The 22,307-nt window shown below is 48.7% G+C and carries 19 protein-coding genes; 2 read left to right on the top strand and 17 right to left on the bottom strand.

Features of this window, described 5'->3' with window-relative positions:
• Positions 1-63: 63 nt before the first annotated feature.
• The 9 genes from LHUE1_RS06585 to LHUE1_RS06545 all read right to left on the bottom strand — a co-directional run bounded on the left by LHUE1_RS06585 (position 64) and on the right by LHUE1_RS06545 (position 10,884).
• On the bottom strand, positions 64-936 hold the full coding sequence (locus LHUE1_RS06585) for a class II fructose-bisphosphate aldolase (RefSeq protein ID WP_049170152.1): 873 nt from the start codon (positions 934-936) through the stop codon (positions 64-66).
• A 30-nt stretch (positions 937-966) separates the two neighbouring features.
• A complete protein-coding gene (iolE, locus tag LHUE1_RS06580) occupies positions 967-1,863 on the bottom strand; it encodes a myo-inosose-2 dehydratase (RefSeq protein ID WP_213291469.1) in 897 nt (298 codons plus the stop codon).
• 1 nt (position 1,864) lies between these two features.
• Positions 1,865-2,917, bottom strand: a complete 1,053-nt coding sequence (iolG, locus tag LHUE1_RS06575) for an inositol 2-dehydrogenase (RefSeq protein ID WP_049170148.1) — start codon at positions 2,915-2,917, stop codon at positions 1,865-1,867.
• A gap of 35 nt (positions 2,918-2,952) precedes the next feature.
• Positions 2,953-3,993, bottom strand: a complete 1,041-nt coding sequence (locus LHUE1_RS06570) for a Gfo/Idh/MocA family protein (protein WP_217774426.1) — start codon at positions 3,991-3,993, stop codon at positions 2,953-2,955.
• A 27-nt stretch (positions 3,994-4,020) separates the two neighbouring features.
• On the bottom strand, positions 4,021-5,982 hold the full coding sequence (iolD, locus tag LHUE1_RS06565; RefSeq protein ID WP_277848284.1) for a 3D-(3,5/4)-trihydroxycyclohexane-1,2-dione acylhydrolase (decyclizing): 1,962 nt from the start codon (positions 5,980-5,982) through the stop codon (positions 4,021-4,023).
• A gap of 1 nt (position 5,983) precedes the next feature.
• Positions 5,984-6,958: a 5-dehydro-2-deoxygluconokinase gene (iolC, locus tag LHUE1_RS06560; RefSeq protein ID WP_049170142.1), complete on the bottom strand. Its 975-nt coding sequence runs from the start codon at positions 6,956-6,958 to the stop codon at positions 5,984-5,986.
• Between the two features lie 34 nt (positions 6,959-6,992).
• Positions 6,993-7,808 carry a 5-deoxy-glucuronate isomerase gene (iolB, locus tag LHUE1_RS06555; RefSeq protein ID WP_049170140.1) on the bottom strand — a complete coding sequence of 272 codons (816 nt, stop codon included), beginning with the start codon at positions 7,806-7,808 and terminating at the stop codon, positions 6,993-6,995.
• A 33-nt stretch (positions 7,809-7,841) separates the two neighbouring features.
• Positions 7,842-9,317, bottom strand: a complete 1,476-nt coding sequence (locus LHUE1_RS06550; protein ID WP_010489805.1) for a CoA-acylating methylmalonate-semialdehyde dehydrogenase — start codon at positions 9,315-9,317, stop codon at positions 7,842-7,844.
• A 79-nt stretch (positions 9,318-9,396) separates the two neighbouring features.
• Positions 9,397-10,884 carry a sugar porter family MFS transporter gene (locus LHUE1_RS06545; protein WP_047106529.1) on the bottom strand — a complete coding sequence of 496 codons (1,488 nt, stop codon included), beginning with the start codon at positions 10,882-10,884 and terminating at the stop codon, positions 9,397-9,399.
• Positions 10,885-11,337: 453 nt separating this feature from the next.
• On the opposite strand from LHUE1_RS06545, the gene LHUE1_RS06540 reads away from it, so the two are divergent.
• Positions 11,338-12,141, top strand: coding sequence for a DeoR/GlpR family DNA-binding transcription regulator (locus LHUE1_RS06540; RefSeq protein ID WP_049170137.1), 804 nt, complete (start codon positions 11,338-11,340; stop codon positions 12,139-12,141).
• A gap of 87 nt (positions 12,142-12,228) precedes the next feature.
• Here LHUE1_RS06540 and LHUE1_RS06535 read toward each other — a convergent pair whose 3' ends face one another.
• The 7 genes from LHUE1_RS06535 to LHUE1_RS06505 form a co-directional block, all read right to left on the bottom strand.
• Positions 12,229-13,089, bottom strand: coding sequence for an aldo/keto reductase (locus LHUE1_RS06535; protein ID WP_049170135.1), 861 nt, complete (start codon positions 13,087-13,089; stop codon positions 12,229-12,231).
• A gap of 132 nt (positions 13,090-13,221) precedes the next feature.
• Complete coding sequence (locus LHUE1_RS06530; protein ID WP_049170133.1) at positions 13,222-13,971, bottom strand: aspartate/glutamate racemase family protein; 750 nt, start codon at positions 13,969-13,971, stop codon at positions 13,222-13,224.
• A 5-nt stretch (positions 13,972-13,976) separates the two neighbouring features.
• The gene (locus LHUE1_RS06525) at positions 13,977-15,530 is read right to left on the bottom strand and encodes a UDP-N-acetylmuramoyl-L-alanyl-D-glutamate--2,6-diaminopimelate ligase (RefSeq protein ID WP_039639704.1); all 1,554 of its coding nucleotides are present in this window, start codon (positions 15,528-15,530) and stop codon (positions 13,977-13,979) included.
• Between the two features lie 121 nt (positions 15,531-15,651).
• The gene (gene greA / locus LHUE1_RS06520) at positions 15,652-16,131 is read right to left on the bottom strand and encodes a transcription elongation factor GreA (protein ID WP_049170130.1); all 480 of its coding nucleotides are present in this window, start codon (positions 16,129-16,131) and stop codon (positions 15,652-15,654) included.
• Positions 16,132-16,218: 87 nt separating this feature from the next.
• The gene (locus LHUE1_RS06515; protein ID WP_049170129.1) at positions 16,219-17,529 is read right to left on the bottom strand and encodes a D-alanyl-D-alanine carboxypeptidase family protein; all 1,311 of its coding nucleotides are present in this window, start codon (positions 17,527-17,529) and stop codon (positions 16,219-16,221) included.
• The gene (locus LHUE1_RS06510) at positions 17,526-18,716 is read right to left on the bottom strand and encodes a sensor histidine kinase (protein WP_049170127.1); all 1,191 of its coding nucleotides are present in this window, start codon (positions 18,714-18,716) and stop codon (positions 17,526-17,528) included. The genes LHUE1_RS06515 and LHUE1_RS06510 overlap by 4 nt, the downstream gene beginning before the upstream one ends.
• Positions 18,717-18,719: 3 nt before the next feature.
• The gene (locus LHUE1_RS06505; protein WP_010489824.1) at positions 18,720-19,406 is read right to left on the bottom strand and encodes a response regulator transcription factor; all 687 of its coding nucleotides are present in this window, start codon (positions 19,404-19,406) and stop codon (positions 18,720-18,722) included.
• 143 nt (positions 19,407-19,549) lie between these two features.
• On the opposite strand from LHUE1_RS06505, the gene LHUE1_RS06500 reads away from it, so the two are divergent.
• Positions 19,550-20,239, top strand: a complete 690-nt coding sequence (locus LHUE1_RS06500) for a hypothetical protein (RefSeq protein ID WP_049170126.1) — start codon at positions 19,550-19,552, stop codon at positions 20,237-20,239.
• Positions 20,240-20,652: 413 nt separating this feature from the next.
• Here the strand turns inward: LHUE1_RS06500 and guaB are convergent, their stop codons facing one another.
• Complete coding sequence (gene guaB, locus LHUE1_RS06495; RefSeq protein ID WP_025013236.1) at positions 20,653-22,140, bottom strand: IMP dehydrogenase; 1,488 nt, start codon at positions 22,138-22,140, stop codon at positions 20,653-20,655.
• Positions 22,141-22,307 lie beyond the last annotated feature (167 nt).

The raw sequence follows: 22,307 nt of genomic DNA, 5'->3' as shown, positions 1-22,307 counted from the left end.
CATAATTCGCACTATTCAGTTAATCAACTTCATGATTTACTGAACACAATATCAGTAACGCTTTCACTCCATCGCAGTTAGCCGGGCACTTTTCCCCAAAATATGAAAGTCGTTCATTTTACTTTCAACTAGGCGCGCCATCGCTTGCTTGCCTGCTGTAAGAATTGGCTGCGGATCGTGACCGGAGTGTTTTTGTTGAAGCGCTTTGGCAACCGCTTCCGTCCACACGGTGTTCACTTCCGTATTGATGTTGATTTTGGCCGTTCCGGTTTGAATTGCTTGCTGAATCTGGTCGTCAGGAATACCTGATGCACCGTGCAAAACCAGCGGTAGTTGGGTTGCTTGGGCAATCTCGGTCATCCGCTCAAAGTTAAGCTTGGGCCGCCCAACATAATCGCCATGAACCGAACCCAGTGCCGCTGCCAACGAATCAATACCGGTGCCAGCCATTTTGACCGCATCCGCCACGCTGGCATACTGAACACCGCTGATTAGGCCATTTTCATTCCCACCAACGCTGCCAACTTCTGCTTCAACCGATACATGACGTTGATGCGCATAGGCGACCACCTTTTTGGTTAAGGCGACATTTTCAGCAATGGGCAACTTTGAGCCATCAAACATGACCGATGTATAGCCAGCATCAATCGCCTGATAAACGTGCTCGACGGATAAGCCGTGATCCAGATGAAGCACAACCGGCACGGTAATTTCCAACGCTTGGATCATGAAACGCACGTAGCGCGACATGAAGTCGAAGCCCCCAAGAAAATCCATAATCCGATCGGAAGTTGCCACAATAATCGGCGTTTTGGTTTCTTCAGCAACGCTAAGATACGTCTCCAGCCAGTCGGGACCATTAATATTAAAATGACCAATTGCAGCGTGGTGAGCCAGTGCGGCTTGCATCAATGTTGTTGCTGGTATCAACGCCATAAGGACCATACCCCTTCTAAATCTAACCCTTTAAACCGCTTGTGGGATTGCCATGATGGTATCCAAGTACTGTTTTGCTTTCAATGCATATTCAAGCGGATTTGCCTTGGCGGGATCCTGTTCGGCTTCAACCACAATCCATCCGCTATAGTTGCTCTTTTGAATGGCTTGCCAAATTGGCTTGAAATCAATCATGCCATCGCCAGGCACCGTAAACATCCCGTTTTTGACCCCTGCCAAGAAACTCATGTGTTCTGCCCGTTCTTGCTTAGCTTGCTCCGGGCGAACGTCTTTGAAGTGAATATGCTTAATCCGATCTTTGTAGCGATTAAAAATGTCTAACGGATCTTCACCGGATAGGACCAGATGTCCGGTGTCAAACAAAAGTGAAACCTTGTCTGGGTCCGTCATCGCCATCAGTTTATCGATTTCAGCCGTTGTTTGAACACCAGTCCCCATGTGATGGTGATACACAATTTGCATTCCTACCTCATGTGCCCGATCGCCTAATCGTTCCAATCCGGTCGCCAACCGCTGCCACTCTTCATCGGTAAAATGTGGTTTGTCATCAAAAACGGCTTTGTCCAGCATTCCTTGAACGCTATGTCCTTGTTCCGCAACGACGATGACTTTGGCGCCCATCGCGTGAAGAAAGTCCCGATGTTTAATGAAAGCCGCTTCGGTTTCCTCATACGGCTTGGTCGTCAAAAAGGCACTGAACCAGGCGCTGGCAATCTTCAGATGGCGCAATGCCAGATAATGCTTTAACACTGCCGGATCCTTTGGGTATTTATTGCCTACTTCGGTTCCTTGGTACCCCGCCAACGCCATCTCATCAATCGCTTGTTCAAATGTCACTTCTTTGCCCAGTTCCGGCATATCATCATTTGTCCAACCAATTGGCGCAATTCCTAGCTCAATCGTCAATTTAAGCACCCACCTTTTTATCTACGTCATCGACTTTGACAATATCGTTCTTTTCAAATGCCTGCTGTAATGCCAGCGCTGCTTTCGTACCTTGCAAGCCATCTTCTGCCGTAATCCCGACTGAAGTGTCTTGCAAAATGCTGTCAACAAACGCCTTTTCTTCACTCAGAAATGCTTGGGCAAACCGTTCAGGGAAGTTCTGGGAGGTTGGCCGGATGATGCCTTCTTCGTTCATCACCGTCACCAGATTCTTCTCTGGTACCTGTGCAACCCGCAACATGCCTTTGGTTCCAATGACTTCGGTTTCAACATGATAGCCATGTGCCGCATTGCGCCCGGCTACCAAGATCGCCATGGTCTTATCTTCAAGTTGCATCAGCGCTGCGCCGGTTTCCAGCTCGCCAGCCTGATCCAGAACCGGATAGGCGCGATTCAACCCGATCGCCCAAACCTTGTCAATCTCTTTACCGGTGAACCAGCGAATCACATCAATATCATGAATCGACATATCTAAGAACAAGCCGCCACTATTAGCCGAGGTCGCAAACTTAACGAAGCTTTCCATTCCGGACGCCGGGTCAATGCTGTAACTGCGGATGAGTGTAATGTCGCCAATTTTGCCTTCATCAACTAACTGCTTTGCATAAACGTACGAATCATCGAAGCGCCGCATGAAGCCAAGCTGGAATTTCAAATCAGGATGCTGGTTGATCACGGCCTGCGTGTGTTTGATCGCCGCAAGATCCAAGCCGATCGGTTTTTCACTGAAAACGTGTTTGCCGGCATTCATAGCGCTTTCAATTTGCGGCAAATGGAATCCTGAAGGCGACACAATAAACACAGCATCAATATCTGCGTTTTGAACCATATCGTCGAAATCTTCATAGGTTTCTTCAACCCCAAGTTCTTCGCGGGCCCACGCCAACTCCTCTGGAACAACACTTGTGGCTGCCTGCAGCTTAGCGTGCTGAATACTGGTTGCCAGATTGGTCGCATGGATTTTCCCCAGTCGGCCTAACCCCACTATGCCGATTTTTACTGTCCGTTGAGCCATCGTTTATATCCTCCTCAAGTCATTTATTTGGTTCATTAAGCTTTTACTGCCTGTTTCTTTTGATAAAATGCCGGTGTTGCGGCTACGTTAATGAGAACCGGTTCCTGATCTTTCTGCGAGCGAATGCCGGCTTCTGCGGTCACAGCGGCAATATAGCCGTCCCACGCACTAGGACCAATTGGCGACTGATTCTTGGCCACTTGATTAATAAATTCCTGTACTTCGGTGTTATACGCCTGCAAGAATCGCTTGACCCAACTTGTTTCCATTGCGGTTTGTTGCGTTGCCTGGGTCCGCACAATTGGCGCAAATCCATAATCCGGCAGTTTCAACTCGCCTGTTTCCCCAACCACTTCAAGTTTGACCTCATAGCCATATTGCGCCGTCACATGAACCAGCACCTGAATAACCACGCCTTTTTTAGTCGTCAACGTCGCCAGTTGCGGATCCCGCAATCCTTCGTTGTTCACTTTGCTTGACTGCCGCGGATAGGTGATCTGAATCGATGCATAATCGTCATCAAGCAACCAGTGCATCTCATCGATTTCATGAATCAAAGTATCGGTAATCGCCATTTCATTGGAATAGTTCGCGGCCACATCCGGATTGATGTGACTGGCCCGAACAACTAACGGAGTCCCAATGATGCCTGAATCCAACTGGGCCTTCAACGCATGAATGCCTTCGTCGTAGCGCCGCATGAATCCGACTTGAATGACCTTTCGCGGTTTACCCATTTCTTTGTCGACAATGCGCTTGGCGCCTTCCAAGGTTGTCGCCAACGGCTTTTCCGTGAAAATAAATTTATCCGTATCCAAAGCTTTGAGAACCGTCGCTTCATGTGCCCCACCAAAACTAACAACAAAGACCGCATCGATATCCGGATCTTGTAACAGACTCGTGTCGTCAAGGTAAACTTTTGCATCCAGTTTAAAATCACGCACCGCAGCTTTAGCCGCTTCTTGATTAATGTCGGTAACTGCCACCACTTTTGCGCCGGTTAAGACATTCGTCAGCCGATCAATATGCGCTCGACCCATTGCGCCTGTTCCGATAACACCAACTTTGACAACCATGTTGATCGCTCCTTTTGTTGTTTTCTCCTAGTATTTAAACGCCTGATCAATACCTTCTTGAATGGCCCGATACGCCTTTTGGACTTTCGGATTGTCGGAAACTTCAGACACCCCGACGCGCCACCAGCTTTGACCGTAACCTTGCGTCATTGTTTTCGGCAGTACCTTGATGTCAATTAACGTTGAAACGGTTTGCTTTTTAGCGTCTTCCAAAGCGGCGATCAGGCTTTCCCGATCATTAGCGTGGTAGGTTTTCGCCCCGTATCCTTCAGCGATTTTGGCAAAATCAATGGTCAAAATATCGTGATCGGCTGTTCGGAATTCAGTCAGGTAACTATTGCTGCCTTGCGCCATTTGTAAATTATTGATCGACGCAAATCCGGAATTATCAAAGACCAAAATATTGATTTTCTTGTGATACTGTAGGGCTGTGACGAGTTCCGAATGCAACATGATAAAGCTGCCATCCCCAACCAAGGCATAACTTTCTTTATCCGGCTCCGCCAACTTGACGCCCAAGGCTGCTGGAACCTCATACCCCATCATGGAATACCCATACTCCATGTGATAAGTGTTCGGCTCGACCGGATCCCAGATACGTTGAACATCCCCCGGCAGTGAACCTGCTGCTGCGACCATGATGCTGTCTGGATCAATCGTGTCGTTGACCGCAATCACTGCTTCAGTTTGTGTGAAATGGGTTTTCAGTTTTGCCGCGTACTCAGCCAAGGTTTCAGGACTAAATTGGTTTTTAACTTCAGGCGTAAAGTCCGGCGCATCATAATTCGTGTGTGCCAGACGGTTCCGTTCTTTTTGCCAAGCCGCCTTGGTGTCAGCTAAGTCGGTAAATCCGCTTTCGTATCCAGACAGCGCGTTTGTCAGTTGCGTTATGGTATCGCGCACATCGGCAACCACTGGGAATCCATCAAACTTATAGGACTGCATGCGATTCAGATTAATATTGCTAATGTGGGTTTTCTCCGGATCAATGGCGGTCTTGGATGCCGTCGTAAAGTCCGTATACCGCGTACCCGCCCCAATAATCAGATCGGCTTTGGCAATCACATCGTTGGCAGCGGCGGTCCCCAGAACGCCGGTGCCACCCATGTTGTTCGCAAAAGCGGATGAAACGGTGGACTTCCCTGTCGGCGTTTCAACAATCGGAATTTTCAATTTATTCGAAAACGCCTCGATTGCCGGGCCAGCCTCGCTAAACTTCGCGCCACCGCCAACAATCAAAACCGGATAGCTGCTTGCCTTGATCATCCGTGTTGCTTCCGCCAATTCCGCCGCGCTTGGTTGAATCCTTTTCACGACATGAACGCGCTTCTTGAAAAAACTGAGCGGATAATCAAAAGCCTCGCCTTCGGTATCCTGAGGCAGTGCAACCGTCACCGGCCCTGCTGTCGCCGGATTCGTCAAGACTTCAAATGCCTTAAGCAGCGCACTCATCAATTGCTCCGGCCGCTCAACCCGATCCCAGTACTTGGATACCGGCTTCAACGTATCATTAGTGGTCGTCGTTGCGCTGCCATCCACTTCAATCTGTTGTAAAACCGGATCCGGCTGGCGTGTCGCAAACGTGTCGGCTGGCAAAAAGAGAATCGGAATATTGTTAACGTAAGCATTGCCGGCCGCCGTAACAAAGTTTGCCGAACCCGGGCCTGCCGATGCCGTCACCGCAAAAATCTTATGGCGATACAACTGACGGCTATAAGCAATCGCCGTGCTGGCCATACCTTGTTCGTTGTGGCCTTGATAGACCTTCAAATGACCAGGATCTTCCTGTAAGGCTTCTCCTAGCCCCAGCACATTGCCGTGTCCGAAAATGGCGAAGATGCCTTCGACAAAAGGTGTCACTTCTCCATCCACGTCAATATATTGTTGATTTAAAAAACGAACCAACGCCTGTGCGGTCGTCAGCCGGACAGTGTCAGGTGCGGACCGTTGCGACGCTTTTGTTTGCGGCTCCAACTCCATTGCGCTCATCTTAATGCACCCCCTGCGTCTCAGCCTTTTGAATAAACTCGGTCAGCTGCGCCAAGTTCGGCATGGCTTCCGAAGAACTTAACTGGCTAATGACGATCGATGCCGCTGCACTGCCATACTTCAAGGCTGTTTCAATCCCCAGATGATGGCTGTAAGCATACAGGAACCCGGCAGCAAACGAATCACCTGCGCCAAAGCTCTTTAGCACCTTCGTTTTGAAAACGCCAAAATGATACTTGTCGCCCGCTTTGGTGTAGGCATTTGACCCCTGAACGCCACTCTTGATGACGATCAGATTGGCGTCGTATTGGAATAACGTTGCGATGGTTTGCTCATCGGTATTGCCCTGATGATTTTCCAAAACATCAAATTCATCGCGGGTGCCGATGATGACGTCAGCTTTTTGAGCAACAAGTTGGTAATACAGGCTGGTTTCTTCGGCATTTTGCCAAGTATACGGCCGGTAATCCAGTTCGAAGATGACCTCGACGCCAAGTTCCTTCGCCAGCAAAAGTGCTTTTAGAATCGCCTCGCGTGACGGGCTCTGCGCTAATCCGGTTCCTGAGATGACGAGCATCTGTGCTTGGTCCAAGTAGTCTTTTGAAACCTCATCGGCCGCTAAATATAAGTCAGCAGCTTCATTGCGGTACATCAAAATGTCACTTTCTTCAGGACTAATAATTTCGGTAAAAGTCAGTCCGATTTTATGGCCGGCATCATCCTTAACCATTTGTGAGGTATCAATGCCTACTTCAGCCATGTACTGGGTCACATAATGTCCCAGTTGATCATCTGACACCTTGCCAATGAAGCCGACTTTTTGGCCTAGCTTGGCGGAACCGATCGCAATATTGGCTGGCGAGCCGCCAACAAACTTTGCGAAGGTCTTGGTTTCTTCTAACGGCCGATTATATTCCACCGCATTTAAATCAACGGCTGCCCGGCCAATGGCAATCAAATCAAATTTTTTAGACATCTAAAATGCTTCCTCCCTTGCGCATCAACCTTTTCTACTTCCGATCAATAATCCACGCATGTTCCGGGGCATTGTGAAAATGCCAAACCCGGGTCGGTCCTGCCATAATGTTGAGGTAGTAGCTGTCATACCCATCTGGAACGCCAACGGGATGATAGCCTTTAGGAACAATCACAACGTCTTGGTTTTGAACGGTCATGGTTTCATCGAGCGAGTGATCGTCTGTATAGACACGCTGAAAAACAAATCCCTGCTTTGGTTGCATTTCGTGATAATAGATTTCTTCCAGTAACGATTCCGTCGGCAGGTTGTCATGGTCATGGCGATGCGGCGGGTAACTTGACCAGTTTCCCGAGTCCGTATAAACCTCCACCAGCAACAATTTGTCCGCAAATGGCAGGTCGTCTGGCAAAATGTTTTGCACCAGTCGTTTATTCTGATACTTGCCGCGATGCTCGATTTGATGAATGTCGCCTTTAAGCAAACGAACCGGGAAAGACGTCGTGGTTGGCGAATAAGCAATTAAAATCTTGGCTGCTGTTTGTGCCGTGATACCAAACGGCAAGCCAGTGCCAACATAAACGCTGTCAGTCGGAATTTTGTCAAAAACCGACTGCCGCTGGCCAATGCCTTCAAATCGCTGTTGGTCGGCGGTTACCGTCACTTTTCCGGCCAAAACAACAATGCCGGCCTCAAAATCTCCCAAAGTTTCGTCATATGAAGCGTTCGCATCAAGCGCCAAAACCTTGACTGCCGTATATTTCATTGGCGAATTACTTGCATTGACATCCTGAATCAAATGCACGCCTGGCCGAATTTCCTGATTTTGCTTTTGATACAGTAAGCTCATCGTGACCCTCCTCTTTTCAAAGCTGCAGAACTTTTACTTGAATCGGCTTTGATCATATCGTGCCGTCACAACTTTCTTGTGCGTATAGAAGTCCACGCTGTCTTTGCCATTGGCATGCAGTGTGCCGAAGAACGAATGCTTCCACCCGGAAAACGGGAAGACCGCGATCGGTGCCGGAACGCCGAGGTTAATGCCTAACATGCCGGCGTCGATGTTTTCCCTGAAGTAACGAATGGATGCGGCTGAGTCCGTAAAGAGGCAGGCACCATTCGCTAGCTCGGAACTATTGGCAATAGCAACGGCTTCCGGCAAGTCTTTGGCCCGCATCACCGAAAGCACCGGCGCGAACATTTCATCGTGCCAAATGGTCATATCGGTTTTGACGTCTTCGAAAATGGTCGGTCCAACGAAGTAGCCATCGCGTTCCTTGGCTTCTTCCGAACCATCCAAAACCAGTTTGGCGCCTTCTTTGACCCCGGTTTTGATATAGTTCAAAGTCCGTTCCTGATTTTCTTTGCGGATAACCGGTCCCAGGAAGACCCCTTTGTCCAATCCGTTGCCAATCTTGATATCCTTAGCCGCCTGCGTAAATTTCGCCATGAATTTGTCGGCAATGCTTTCTTGTAGTACCAAAACCGAAGTTGCCATGCAGCGTTCACCGGCTGATCCGAATGACGAACTGATAATGCCTTTCACAGCTGCATCAAGGTCTGCATCTTCCAAAACGATGGTGTGATTCTTTGCCCCGGTCAAGGCCTGAACCCGCTTCAAGTGCTCACTGCCGCGTTTATACACATATTCGCCGACCCGCTCGGAACCCACAAAACTAATCGCTTTAACATCCGGGTGATCCAAAAGACCATTCACAACATCCACTGACCCATTCACGATATTCAGCACCCCATCAGGCAGGCCTGCTTCCTGGAACAGTTCCACCAGTCGCTGACTTGTCAGTGGCGTTTTCTCGGATGGTTTCAGCACAAACGTATTGCCGGTTGCCACTGCCATTGGAAACATCCAACATGGCACCATCATCGGAAAGTTAAAGGGTGTAATGCCGCCAACAACGCCGACTGGGTAACGATAATTGGTCGCCTCAACGTCGGTCGCCACCGTTGTCAGCGAATCGCCCATCATCAAGGTTGGAACGCCGGCTGCAAATTCGACATTTTCAATACCACGGCCGACTTCGGCAACTGCTTCACTCAGGCTCTTGCCGTTTTCTTCAGTCACGATCCGGCCTAATTCTTCCTGATGCTCGACCAATAACTGCTGGTATTTGAATAGAATTTTGGCCCGCTTAGGAATTGATACCCGCTGCCAGGTCTTAAAGGCAGCACTTGCTGCGGCAACCGCATCGGCAACATCTTCGCTACTTGAATGCGGTACCCGGGCCAGAACCTCGCCCGTTGCAGGATTGTAAACATCTTCGAAGGTATCGGTTTTGGCATCCACCCACTTGCCATTGATAAAATTCTTGAGTGTCTTCACTGCTTGTTGCGTTGTCATTGAAACTGACTCCTTTCGTGCTTCTTTTTCAAGGATGATATGAAGCGCTTACATTTTCAAACAAATTGACTTCGGAAACTTAATTTTTGTTGATCTTGCTCTTTTCCGGGAACTTGTCATCAAACTTGTTGTCCAATTCGATTTCTTCGAGCGAACGACCGGCTGTTTCTGGTGCAAACCGCCATGCGAAAATCAATGAAATGATGTTGGCTCCCACAAAGACAAGGAAGGTATTCGACATACCGATGCCTGCCAACATAACCGGGAAGAAATAACCGACGAAGAAGTTGCTGATCCAGAGGAAGAAGGTGGCAAATCCCATCCCCAAACCACGGATCCGCGCCGGATAAATTTCCGATAGCAGCAACCATGTCAGCGGTCCTAATGCGCCTTGGAAGAACGCCAGATAGATAATCGTCAACAAGATCGTGAAATAAGGCAACATTGGACTGCCTGCCAGAAAGTGGCTGGTCAGTGTAATACCGACAAGTGAAAACAAGGTACCGGAAATCCCGGTTAATAACATTTGACGCCGTTTGAATTTACTCATCAAATGCATCGTCACAATGGTTGCGACCACCGATGTAACACCGTTCAGAATATTGGCAATCAAGGCCGCGTTCTGACCAAAGCCGGTGGTCTGCAGAATTGTCGTTCCGTAGTACATCATGACGTTAATCCCGACAATCTGTTGCATGATGCCTAAGCCAATACCGATCAAAACCAGCCGTCTGATCCAGCCGATCTTCAAGTCGGCAATCGAAGCGCTCTTAACTTCCTGTGCCGATTTTAAGGAAATCTGGATCTTTTCCATTTCGTCACGCGCCTGCTCTTCTGTCCGAATTTCTCGCAAAACGCTCAGTGCCTGATCCAACTTGCCATTGGCCGCTAACCATCGCGGTGATTCGGGAACAAAATTCATCCCGATCCATAAAATAATCGCCGGAATCGTAGCCAGGACTAACATCCACCGCCAGATGCCGGGAATATGACCCAGTGTGGTTCCTAAAATGGCATTAAACACAAAGGCCAGCAGTTGTCCGGAAACAATCATGAATTCATTCTGGGTCACAATCCGCCCACGAAGATTTGACGGTGCAACCTCGGCGAGGAAGGTCGGAACAATGACCGAAGCGCCCCCAACAGCCAGACCCAAAACGAATCGAACTGACGCCAATATTGGTGCCGTTGGTGACAATGCCGATGCAATTGTCGAGACAACAAACAACATCGCAAGTGCGGTAATCACCTTGTGCCGACCTTTACGATCGGAAATCCGACCGGTCAAAACTGCCCCAAAAGCGGCCCCCAACGTTAATGAACTTGCTACCAAGCCTTCCATCGAAGGCGACATATTTAATTCTCCTGCCTTGGTCATGAATGGTAACGCACCATTGATCACCCCAGTGTCATACCCGAAGAGCATGCCGCCAAATGTCGCAATCACGGAAATAATCCGTAACCGGCGCCGTGCCGACTTAGGCAACTTTTCAGATTTAATCCCGCCAGACGTCTGCGGAGCAAGCGCAGCCTCGCCTTTGTCGTTAACAATTCCTGCTTTGCGCATTTCCCATAGCCTCCAAACTTTTCTGAAGTTTTTTAGTACAAAGTTAAGCGCTTACTTTATGATCACATTGCCATCATATAAGCAGACTAGATCAAAGTCAACTAAAAAGTATTCAACATTTGCTCATAAAATGACCAGCTATTCACAAAACCAGCCAAAAAGATGAATCTTCCTATACCATGATGGTATGATAAAGGCAAACAACTAGCGGCTTTGCCAAAGAAAGCCAATGTTATGGTCGCCGCTTTGCGCATAGATCAAAGCAGATTTTATGTTTGAATGTTGCCATTTTTTCTTGAGAAAATCGGTACATTTTTTCGGGCGCCGGAGCTGACCAATTGCTCATCCGGAAATTAATCATGATTCGGCTGGTAAGTTGATCAAAAGTTGTTCAAAAGTTTGTCATTAAATGCTATAATCAAAATGCTTATAGAAATGAAGAAGGTGACATCCATGCTTAGAAAAGAACGAATTGATGCCATGCAAGCCTATATCAGCGACGTCAAGACGGCTTCCATGAAAGAACTCGAAGATAAGTTTGACATCGCTCCCAGCACGCTTCGTCGCGATCTGGCCAGCCTCATCGCTGCCGGCACCGTTAAAAAAGTGTATGGTGGCGTGACGGATAACACCACGACTCCCAGCACGAAAGGCAACGCCCTCACCGTTTACAGTGAGCGTCAATTAGCGGCACCGACCGAAAAACACCAGATCGGACGCGCTGCGGCCCAACTCATCGAACCTGAAGACTTGATTTTTATTGACTCCGGGACCACGACTGCTGAGATGGGCGGTTTTTTACCGACAGATTTTCCGTTCACTTTAGTTACCAATAATCTGCAGATTATCAATCAAGCCGCACCGCTTGCGAACATCAAACTCGTCATCATTGGCATGAATTTTGATCGGCGGACCCAGTCGTTTACCGGTATTGATGATATGAACATCTTTAGCCGCTTTAATATTGGCAAGGCGTTCATGGCCGCAACCGGGATTTCGCTGACACGCGGCTTGTCCAATTCGGAGTACAACGAATATCTGATCAAAGCCGAGATCTTTAAAAAGGCACACCGCAAGATCCTGCTCATCGATCAGTCCAAGTTTGGTCGCGTATCGCTTCTCACTTATGGTGCCTTGCAAGACATCGATGCGATTGTCACCTATGGCGATGTTGACGCAAAATATCGCGATTTTCTGACTGAAAACAACGTTCAGCTCATCAATGCCAAAAAGCAGCAGGCCGTCTCACCTTCATAAATTTCGTCACGGCACACAAAAACCCCCGCGGTCTCCCGCGAGGGTTTTGCGCAGTCATACAATGCTGACTGCATCGTCATTTTGCTCCTAGAAATCAGTAGTATCCGGATCCGTCGCCAAACCGGCTTCGCCATGTAACGCATCAATCAGCGTCATGTCGTGATGACTCAGTTCAAAGTCAAACAGCTGGGCGTTTTCTTTGATCCGCTCGTCATGCACTGACTTTGGCAGCGGTAGGAAGCCATGCTGCAGTGACCAGCGAAGCACCACTTGGGCCACACTCTTGTTGTAACGTTCCGCAATCTTCTTAAGGGCTTCGACTTTAAAGATTTTGCCTGTGCCTAGTGGGCTATATGCTTCACTCAAAATATCATGTGCCTTGTTATAGTCCACGACTTCCGGCTGCAAATCACTTGGATTCAGGAAGATCTGATTGACCATCGGCTTGACGTTAGCGGTCTTGAGTAACGCGTCCAAATGCTTGGCGCGGAAGTTCGACACGCCAATCGCCCGCAGTTTGCCTGCTTGATAGGCTTCTTCCATGGCTTTCCACGAACCGGCATTAGCCTCTTCCCAGTTGTTACGGAATTGAATCGGGTTTGGCCAGTGAATCAAATAAAGATCGACGTAATCAACACCAAGCTTTTGCAATGAGCGATCGATGGCGGCTTTGGTTGCTTCATAGCCATGATCGGCATTCCACAGTTTGGTGGTCAAAAAGATCTGATCGCGCGGAACACCGGATGCCTTGATGCCTGCACCAACACTATCTTCGTTACCATAGGCAGCAGCTGTGTCGATATGCCGGTAACCGGCAGCCAATGCGGTTTCCACACTGTGCTTGGCAACTTCTCCATCAGGTGTCTGCCAAGTGCCAAAGCCAACAATCGGAATCTCAACGCCATTGTTTAAAGTATACGTGTCTGTCAATTTGGTTAAATGTGCCAAATTCTGCATCTCCTTTACTTGAGAACTAATTTAAGCTTACCACAAGTAAGTAGCGTTTTGTATGGCCGTCTACCACTCAAAAATGAATGATAACGCGTTCGCAGTCGCAGAAATCTCCTGTTCACGCTCGGCTCACACCATTAGTTGATTCAAAAGCGCCTTACCGTCCGCTTCGCTCTTGCGGAAGGCTTTGCCTAATGCCAGCGTCTTGTCGACGATAATGCTCTGGGCATCGATAACGTGATACGGATGGTCGCCCGCCTTTTCCTGCGCAAATGACAGCTCGGTGCAGCCGAGCACGATGACGTTGACATGAAAATCATCATGCATCCGCTTTAAGATGCGGTGATACAATTCAGCGTTAACTTCGCCTTTTTCCTTAACGTACTTGTAGATCAGCTCCGTAACCATATCCTGAAGGGCTTGATCACCCAAGACGACCTCACGTCCGGTGTTTTCGATCTCTTGGCTATAAATGCCATCTTTGATCGTGCCTTGCGTGGCAATGAGTCCGACGCGTTTTTCATTAGGAAAACGTTCGCACATGTCGCGAATTGCCAGCCGTGGCATGTGTAACAGCGGGATCGGCGTTGCGGCCGCCAGCTGATCGTAAAAATAGTGAGCCGTATTGCAGACAATCACAATAAACTCGGGATTCAGCAAGCTTTGTGCCTGGATATCCTCAAGTAAATCCGGATAAAAGCTTGGTTTGCTGTGATCCAAAATGTAATCGGTTCGATCCGGCACGGTGGCATCATTGACCAGAATATAATTGAGATATTCCTGATCACTGTGGGCATGCGTCCGTTGATTAAGCAGCCGCACGTAACTTTCTGTTGCGGGTGTGCCCATGCCTCCGATTACCGTGAAAAATTGACGCATTAATATCAGCCTTCCTGTAACGACTTGCCAACTTCTTTTACAACTGCCATGTCGGTTGGCCACGGCGTATTGACGCCGCGAATCTTCTGATAAGGATCCGCGCCTTTACCGGCTACGACCACCACATCTTGCGGGCCACTGGCTTTAATCGCTTCGGTGATGGCTTCTTTCCGATCAAGCACCTTATGAACTTTGACCTTACTGTGGTCGATTTTGCTGTCAATTTCGTTGACAATATTGGCAGGATCTTCGTAACCGGGATCGTCTGTTGTCAGATAAGCTTCCGTAGCCAGTTCAGTGAGCACTTTGGCAAACCCCGGCCGCCGGGAAACGCCTTTGTCACCAGGCGACCCGACCACAACCAGCATCCGCGGATCTTTGTATGAACGCTTCAAAAATGATAAAAGTGCCTTCATGCTGGCATAGTTATGGGCATAATCAACATAAACCGTGCCATGACCAGCAATCTGAACATGTTCCATCCGCCCGGGTATTTTAACCTTAGCAATCCCCGGAACTGCTGCTGATGCATCAACGCCTGCCAATCCGGCACCAATGATCGCTGCGGTCGCGTTACTTTCATTAAAATCGCCGATTAACGCAAGCGAATAATGGCCGCCAATATTGAGTGCGGCCGCTTTTTCCGTTACCGGCACTAATGTAAAGCGACTTTCGGCAACGTCCGCTTCCTGGCTGTCAAAACGAAAGTCGATGTCAATATCATCGCGTTTAGGCTTGAATCCGGCACTGGCGAATAAATAAATACTTTCCGGATAAGTCGTCGTTGTCGCGGCTGCATAAACCTGGTCAAAATGCTCGGTTTCGGCATTGATCACGACTTTACGGGCGTTAACCAGCAATTGCAGCTTGTTGTGCAGATAGTTGGCAAATGTCGGATGCTCATTCGGTCCGATATGATCCGGCGTGATGTTCAAGAAGAACCCGACATCATAAGTCAGCCCGAAAACGCGATTGCGCAGATAAGCTTGACTTGACACCTCCATCACCAGATGGGTCATGCCGTTTTCAACTGCTTCCCGCATATCACGGAATAAATCCAGGCTTTCCGGCGTAGTCAGGTTTGATTTGAAGCGTTGATTCGGTTCCGGGCCGACAACCGTGTCAATCGTTGAGAATAAGGCGATATGCCGCGGACGCGCTTCGTTCAAAATGGCTTCAGTGAAGTACGATGCCGTGGTTTTGCCTTTGGTACCCGTATAGGCAATCACAAACAGATCATCTTGCGGATAGTCGAAAAAGGCAGCGCTAAGAATCGCCATGGCCTTGGTAATATTCCGGACAATTAAGGCATTGAGCCCATTGCCTTCGACGTACGGTTTTTCCGCGACATAGGTTTTGGCGCCATTGTCTTTAGCCATCGACAAATAAATCGGCCGAAACTTATCCCCTTTGCAGAAAAACAGCGTCGGGCCAGACACTTTCCGTGAATCATAAGCAATGCCGGTCATGTCCACATCTTCGGTGGTTTGGATGGCCGCGCTTTTGAGTAAATGGTGTTCCTTCAACAATAAAATACAAGCTCTAAGTGATAGTGCCATTGGGCTGCTCCTTTTTATATGCCGTTATTTCAAGCTTCATTATAGCATAAGCATTGACGTGGCTTTGAGGTTGATTGTTCATGTGATCAACTGACAGACTACTTCAAATGGGGGGGACGCGTTACGCGTTCGCTTTTCCTGTCTGAATCGCAAGAATCGTCACCTGATAAGTGCCACTTGGGGCAGTGACGGTGACCGTATCACCTGCATGATGGCGCCGGATCGCCGCTCCCAATGGCGAATTGACGGCGAGTTTATCAGCACCCATGCCAGCTTCTGCCGGGCCAACCAACTCATAGGTGGCCTGATCATCGTCATCATCAAACTTAAGCTTCACCATATTGCCAATATCAGCTATGTCGCTTGCAGCCGGCGCCGTGACTTTAGCATAACGAATCAACTTATCAAGATACCGCAGCCGCCCTTCCAACTGCCGCAGTTCACGTTTGGCCGCACTGTATTCGGCATTTTCCGACCGATCGCCTAACGCTGCGGCTTCGGCAAGATTCTTGATCTTCGCCGGACGAATCGCTTTCAGATCTTCAACCTCTTGCTTCAGACTAGCCAATCCGGCCGGCGTAATTTCGTGATAAGTCACCATGATGACCGCCTCCCTAACAAAAAGGTGAACGTGTTGATCTCCGTTTCGGAGTCCAAAACATTCACCGCTTAACATCATTGTTGTCGCTTAAAAAATGTTGCCGAAGAAATCACCAATCCCACGGAAGATCAGGACAAAGAAGTTAGCCTTTGGATCTGCCTTGGTGGTCTTAAGCGTGATGCCTTCACGTTTCGCACCGCCGACAAACCCGAGCGAATCACCCTTTGCTGTCACTTCCAGATGGCCGATCGTGGCCCCTTTCTTGACCGGTGCTTCAATCGTGTTCTTCTTAACCCCTTTTGCAGGTGTATAAGTATACTTTAGATCCTGTTTACTGGTATCGGACGGAACAACAGCGACAGCCCTAGCTGCTGATGCAATCGGCGTTGTCCGGGATTTGCCGCGGTTAACCGTGACACTGCGATAACCTTTGATGCTCTGTCCAGCATCAGCCAATTGAACTGTCTTCCAGTTTTCCAGAACATGATTCATCAATTTCTTGGTTTGGTCAAAACGCCGGGTTTTAGCATCCCCATTGGCGTGCAAGACCACCGTGATAATCCGCATGCCGTTCTTTTTGACTGTACCGGTGAAGCAGTCACCAGCAGCGTCAGATGTGCCGGTTTTCAATCCGTCAACCGGCAGATTTTTGTCGTATGAAACCAGGCCCTTCAACATCCAGTCCCAGTTTTCCATATTAATCGCGTCATCGGTTCCTTTACGGAAAGTCTGTTTGGCGATGCTGGTAGTTTTCAGGACTTCCGGATGGTCTTTAAGTAAGTGTTGCGCGACTTGGGCCATATCTTTGGCGGACATTTCGTTCTCTGCTTGATCGCCGGTACCGGGTACTTTAGCGTCTTTTAACTGGCTGTTGTTGAGGCCAGTCACGTTGACAATTTTGGCATCCGTAATGCCCCAGCTCTTAAGCTTGGCAGTCATTTGATTGACGAACTTTTCCTGACTGCCGGCCACCGTTTTGGCAAGTAGCATCATGGCGGCGTTCGCTGAATAAATCAGCGAAGCATCATATAATTCGCGTACCGAATAGGACCCGTCCCGCCGCAATGGCACATTGCTAAGGTCGCGATCCTGACTAAGCGACCAGATCGTCTTGTCCAAGGTCACCTTGTCGTCCCATTTGATTTTTCCCGAATCAATGGCGTCCAGCACCAGTTCGATACTCAGCATCTTAGTCATGGATGCAATCGGCAACACACTATCGGCATTCTTGGCGTACAAAACTTTCCCGGTTGTGGGTTCAATAGCAACCGCTGCCTTGGCATCAACCACATTCGTATCGCTACTTTCCGCAGCAGCAACCGAGACTGCCGGAGCAGCACCACCAATCATCAACACCGCGGCCATGGCGGCAATCAACCCACGCAACAACTTCTTCATTTTGACTTTCCTGCTTCCTCATTAGAATGTTTTGGTTTATCGGTCAATGAAGCACCGACTTTTAGTGGTAAATGAATCACAAAACTCGTCAACTCCGGACTGGAATCGGCATAAATATAACCGCCATGCAACGCAATAATGCTTTGGGCGATCGCAAGCCCCAACCCGGTTCCGCCGGTTTCCTGCGAGCGGCTTTCTTCAACCCGATAGAACCGGTCAAACAGCTGATTGAGAGCATCATTAGGGATCTGCGCGCCATCGTTGGAAACTTTCACAACGACCTCGCTGCCAACGCGCTGTGCGTCCAGAAAAATATGCCGTCCGCCTTGGCCATACTTCAACGCATTGACAATTAAGTTGTTGAATACCCGGCCCAGTTTCTCGGTGTCGGCCTCCATCATTAACGGATTCGGCTCACCGCTGACGAGAATCCGCATATGTTTCTTATGCGCTTCGAGCTCAAAACTGGCAGCGAGCTGTTCCAGCATCGCAATCATGTTGAAACGAACCGGATTAAGCTTGGTGGTGGTGGATTTGACTTTCGTATATTCAAATAAGTCTTCAACCAACACCTTCATTTGTTTGGCTTTCAAATAAGCGGTGTGCGTATATTTAAGCAGCTCTTCCTCACTGCGGTATTGATGGTCTTCAATCAAACCCAGATAACCGATAATGGACGTTAATGGCGTTCGAATATCATGACTGACATTGGTAATCAGCTCATCCTTGCTTTGCTCGATGCGTCGTTCCTCTGCCATTGAATTGACCGTCGAATCAACCAGCGCATTGATGCTGCTGACAACCTTTTGCAGCTCGGTGTTCACTTCAAACTTAATCCGATGATCAAGATGGCCGTCTGCAATATAATGCAACTCGGCGATGACGTGGCGCATCTGCATTTGCCGATACCGTCGCGCCAAGCGCCAATACACCACAATCACGTCAGCAATCGCCATCATGGTAAGAAACAGATTCGACCAGCTCCAGAGGTGAAAACCGCCGCGGCCAAAAGTCAAATTCGTTTTCACACCCCAGATGGCATTTTCCAGTCCGGGGTTATGCGCGATCATCTGATTAATCAGCACCAGCAACGCAAAGTTAAGCATCAGTAACAAAATCACCGTCACAATGCCTTCAATCCACAGTTCGGATTTTTCCTTTGCGGTGAGTTTGACTTTTTCGCTCATGAATTAGGCCTCGACCTTGTAACCAACGCCCCAGACGGTTTCAATGACCTTCTCACCATCAGTTGCCTCTTCAATTTTATCGCGGAGATGTGATACGTGGACCATGACGGTTTTCGCCGAAACAATGGATTCCTGTTGCCAAACCCGCTCAAAAATTTCGTCAGCCGAAAAAACTCGGTTGGGATGGCTTGCAAGTAAATACAAAATACCGAATTCCAACGCGGTCAGCTGAATTTGTTTGCCAGTCAACGTGGTCACTTCATGGCTGTCCTTTTTGATAGTTAACGGGCCAACCTCAAGGACATCCGGTTCCGGATTGGTGACTTCGTTTTGGCTCCGGCGCAACAGGCTTTTGACACGTGCCATCACTTCTAGCGGGTTAAACGGTTTGGTGACGTAATCGTCAGCGCCGGTGATCAGACCCTGAATCTTGTCCATATCCGCCGTTTTGGCTGACACAATGATAATCGGGATCTGCGAGTCTTTGCGGACTTCTTTCACCACGTCCATGCCCGACATATTCGGCATCATAATATCTAAAATCATCAAAGCAATATCCGGATTGGTCACGAGTTTGGTAATCGCTTCTTTTCCCGAGTATGCTTGAATCGGTTCATAGCCTTCGTTTTTAACGTAAATGCTTAGTAATTCAACGATTTCTTTATCATCGTCAACAATTAATATCTTCATGTTTTTAACTCCATTTATAGAACGATCGGTAAGGACTGTCACATCAATGTCCATTGTACCAAAATTGAAGCGGGAATTCTTTACGAAAAACCTAAGAAAATGCGGGTTGCAGCGTTATTCATTCTTAAAAGGAGGCGGCATTTTTGGAAAAATTAACCAATGTTGTGGCCGCCAGTCTGCCTCAGGACATGCGAATCGCCGGTATCAATATCGCGCATACCAGCGGCAGTACCTATTGGCTTTTGTACCAACAGTCAGACTGGTTAACGTTGCGGCTTGCCACGCACGTCCATTGGTTAAATGGGGTGCAGCAACTACAGGTTATTTGGCCTGATATGCCCGATGTTGCCGGGCTCAAACCGGTTTTGACGCACGCATTGTTGAGTCCGGCAGCGCACCAAGCTGCGTTTGAATTCACGCCAACCGATATCGCCATTGCTAACATGCTGTTGTGGGCGGCGAACCGCAAACTGGTATTCATGCTCCGCCTGACACCGGCAATGGCCAGTGCCCACAAGCACCGCCAATTCGATTTGCATCAGGATCTTGAACCGTTGCCGCTTTTCCTGGGCGATCGGAATAACAGCAACGATTTGTTGTTACCGGTCGCTGATCAGCGGCTGAAGCAACACTTGATTCGGTTTTATAGTCGAAACCTGCTATTTACGCAATTTTCCGGTCATCATTTGATTAAGCTGTTACCAACCGCGCAATGGTTGCAGACGATGTTGACCATCATGCCGCCGACACGCGCCTGGCCATTAACAGTGGCAACAACTTTTGGAACACAGGTACTTGAGGTTTTCCACCAGGCGCGATTGCGGCATCGTTAAGTTTTAAACACAAACGATATTGTGACACAATTCCGCAGAACGTTTATAGTTTAATGAATTCAGGTCGAAACAGAAAATTCTTAGGCAATAAGTTCCATGGCGTGCCAAACTGCGCAATCTCCGGCCAGCTGGGGCTGGAACGTGGTGGGCACGACTTAGAGCCTCTGCAAAATCGGCAGAGTCTCTAAGCTCGGCCTTGTACTACGCTGGGAAGACCGCCCAGCTAGTACAATCTCACCACTGAGCCCCATCTGGCCTACGATTGCTCCGCTTTGGCACTGATGTCTGAACATTCCTAACGAATTGCTCTTGGGAAAACAAAAAGCGAATACACTCGTTGTTGTTGAGTGCATTCGCTTTTTTTATTGTCGCCATGGCTTAAGGTTCAGCCACTTTTTTAATAGCGTCTTAAATTATTGAACAGAATAGTTCGGTGCTTCACGCGTGATCTGAACGTCATGCGGATGGCTTTCGCGTAAGCCGGCTCCGGTAATCTGAATGAATTGGGCGTTGTCTTGCAGCTCTTTCAGGTTCGGTGCCCCGACATAGCCCATGCCGGATTCAATGCCGCCAAGCATCTGGAAGATCACATCACCAAGGCTGCCCTTGTAAGCAACTCGACCTTCAATGCCTTCAGGAACCAGCTTGTTGGCCTCATTCACGCCACTTTGGAAGTAACGATCGCTTGAGCCGTGTGCCTGCGCCATCGCGCCCAGCGAACCCATGCCACGATAAGTCTTGAAGCGCCGGCCTTGATAAATTTCAAACTGACCTGGTGCTTCGTCGGTTCCGGCCAAAAGTGACCCTAACATGACCGCATTCCCGCCAGCCGCCAAAGCCTTCACGATGTCGCCAGAATACTTGATCCCACCATCGGCAATGATCGTTTTGCCACGTTTACGTGCCACACTAGCAGCATCATAAACCGCCGTCAGTTGAGGAACCCCGACACCGGCAACAATCCGGGTGGTACAAATCGAGCCAGGACCGATCCCGACTTTAACAACATCAACGCCGGCATCATACAGCGCTTCCGTGGCTTCCGCCGTCGCAACATTACCGGCAATCAAGGTTGCCAGTGGAAAATGCTCGCGAATTTCCTTGATCTTGCGAATAACCCCGGCACTGTGACCATGGGCGGTATCAATGACAATCGCGTCAGCACCGGCATCTAACAACGCCTGTGCCCGATCAAACGTATCGGAAGTCACACCGACAGCAGCAGCGACCAGCAAGCGGCCATGTGCATCTTTAGCCGCATGCGGGAATTCAACCACTTTTTCAATATCCTTAATGGTAATCAAACCACTCAACCGGCCGTTCTTATCAATCAACGGGAGCTTTTCAATCTTACGAGCCTGCAAGATCGCTTCTGCATCCTTGATCGAAGTGCCTGCCGGAGCCGTTACCAAACCTTCTTTGGTCATGACGGTATCGATCAGCACACTCTTGTCATCGACATATCGTAAATCACGGTTGGTAATAATGCCGGTCAGCTTGCGGTCGGTTGTGTTGTTCACAATCGGCACACCACTGATGCGATATTTCTTCATCAATGCTTCTGCATCGCTAACCGGTTTATCGGCTGTAAGATAGAAGGGATCCACAATGACGCCATTTTCACTGCGTTTAACTTTGAGCACTTCGTCAGCCTGCGCGGCAATGCTCATATTCTTATGAATAACACCCAGACCGCCTTGGCGTGCCATGGCAATTGCCATCGCACTTTCGGTCACCGTATCCATCCCCGCTGAGATGATTGGGATATTCAACTTCAAGTTGTCCGCAAGTTGTACAGACAGATCGACATCGTGAGGCAAAACATGACTTTCTGCAGGTATCAACAACACATCATCAAATGTAAAACCACGCCGGGCAAACTTTGTATCCCAATGACTCATAGCGTAAATCCCTCTTTCAATTTTTAGTTGTTGACTAATGTACTACCGGAATGTGAACACGTCAAACGTGTCTGGTAATTTTTTTGAAAAGACCGGTATCATAGGCCTAAAAATGAAAGAAAGTCTCATAATTGTTCAGTCTAGTCCGAACAAAAAATTAGCGATGC

The sequence above is a fragment of the Lacticaseibacillus huelsenbergensis genome (assembly GCF_029726355.1).
GTDB lineage: Bacteria > Bacillota > Bacilli > Lactobacillales > Lactobacillaceae > Lacticaseibacillus > Lacticaseibacillus casei.
The sequence above is the reverse complement of the archived record's forward strand: the minus strand, read 5'-3'. Positions and strand labels throughout refer to the sequence as shown.

Coding starts and splice junctions, on each gene's coding strand:
- LHUE1_RS06585 (WP_049170152.1), bottom strand. CDS start 936: ATGGCGTTGATACCAGCAACAACATTGATGCAAGCCGCACTGGCTCAC.
- iolG (WP_049170148.1), bottom strand. CDS start 2,917: ATGGCTCAACGGACAGTAAAAATCGGCATAGTGGGGTTAGGCCGACTG.
- LHUE1_RS06570 (WP_217774426.1), bottom strand. CDS start 3,993: ATGGTTGTCAAAGTTGGTGTTATCGGAACAGGCGCAATGGGTCGAGCG.
- iolD (WP_277848284.1), bottom strand. CDS start 5,982: ATGAGCGCAATGGAGTTGGAGCCGCAAACAAAAGCGTCGCAACGGTCC.
- iolC (WP_049170142.1), bottom strand. CDS start 6,958: ATGTCTAAAAAATTTGATTTGATTGCCATTGGCCGGGCAGCCGTTGAT.
- iolB (WP_049170140.1), bottom strand. CDS start 7,808: ATGAGCTTACTGTATCAAAAGCAAAATCAGGAAATTCGGCCAGGCGTG.
- LHUE1_RS06550 (WP_010489805.1), bottom strand. CDS start 9,317: ATGACAACGCAACAAGCAGTGAAGACACTCAAGAATTTTATCAATGGC.
- LHUE1_RS06545 (WP_047106529.1), bottom strand. CDS start 10,884: ATGCGCAAAGCAGGAATTGTTAACGACAAAGGCGAGGCTGCGCTTGCT.
- LHUE1_RS06540 (WP_049170137.1), top strand. CDS start 11,338: ATGCTTAGAAAAGAACGAATTGATGCCATGCAAGCCTATATCAGCGAC.
- LHUE1_RS06530 (WP_049170133.1), bottom strand. CDS start 13,971: ATGCGTCAATTTTTCACGGTAATCGGAGGCATGGGCACACCCGCAACA.
- LHUE1_RS06525 (WP_039639704.1), bottom strand. CDS start 15,530: ATGGCACTATCACTTAGAGCTTGTATTTTATTGTTGAAGGAACACCAT.
- greA (WP_049170130.1), bottom strand. CDS start 16,131: ATGGTGACTTATCACGAAATTACGCCGGCCGGATTGGCTAGTCTGAAG.
- LHUE1_RS06515 (WP_049170129.1), bottom strand. CDS start 17,529: ATGAAGAAGTTGTTGCGTGGGTTGATTGCCGCCATGGCCGCGGTGTTG.
- LHUE1_RS06510 (WP_049170127.1), bottom strand. CDS start 18,716: ATGAGCGAAAAAGTCAAACTCACCGCAAAGGAAAAATCCGAACTGTGG.
- LHUE1_RS06505 (WP_010489824.1), bottom strand. CDS start 19,406: ATGAAGATATTAATTGTTGACGATGATAAAGAAATCGTTGAATTACTA.
- guaB (WP_025013236.1), bottom strand. CDS start 22,140: ATGAGTCATTGGGATACAAAGTTTGCCCGGCGTGGTTTTACATTTGAT.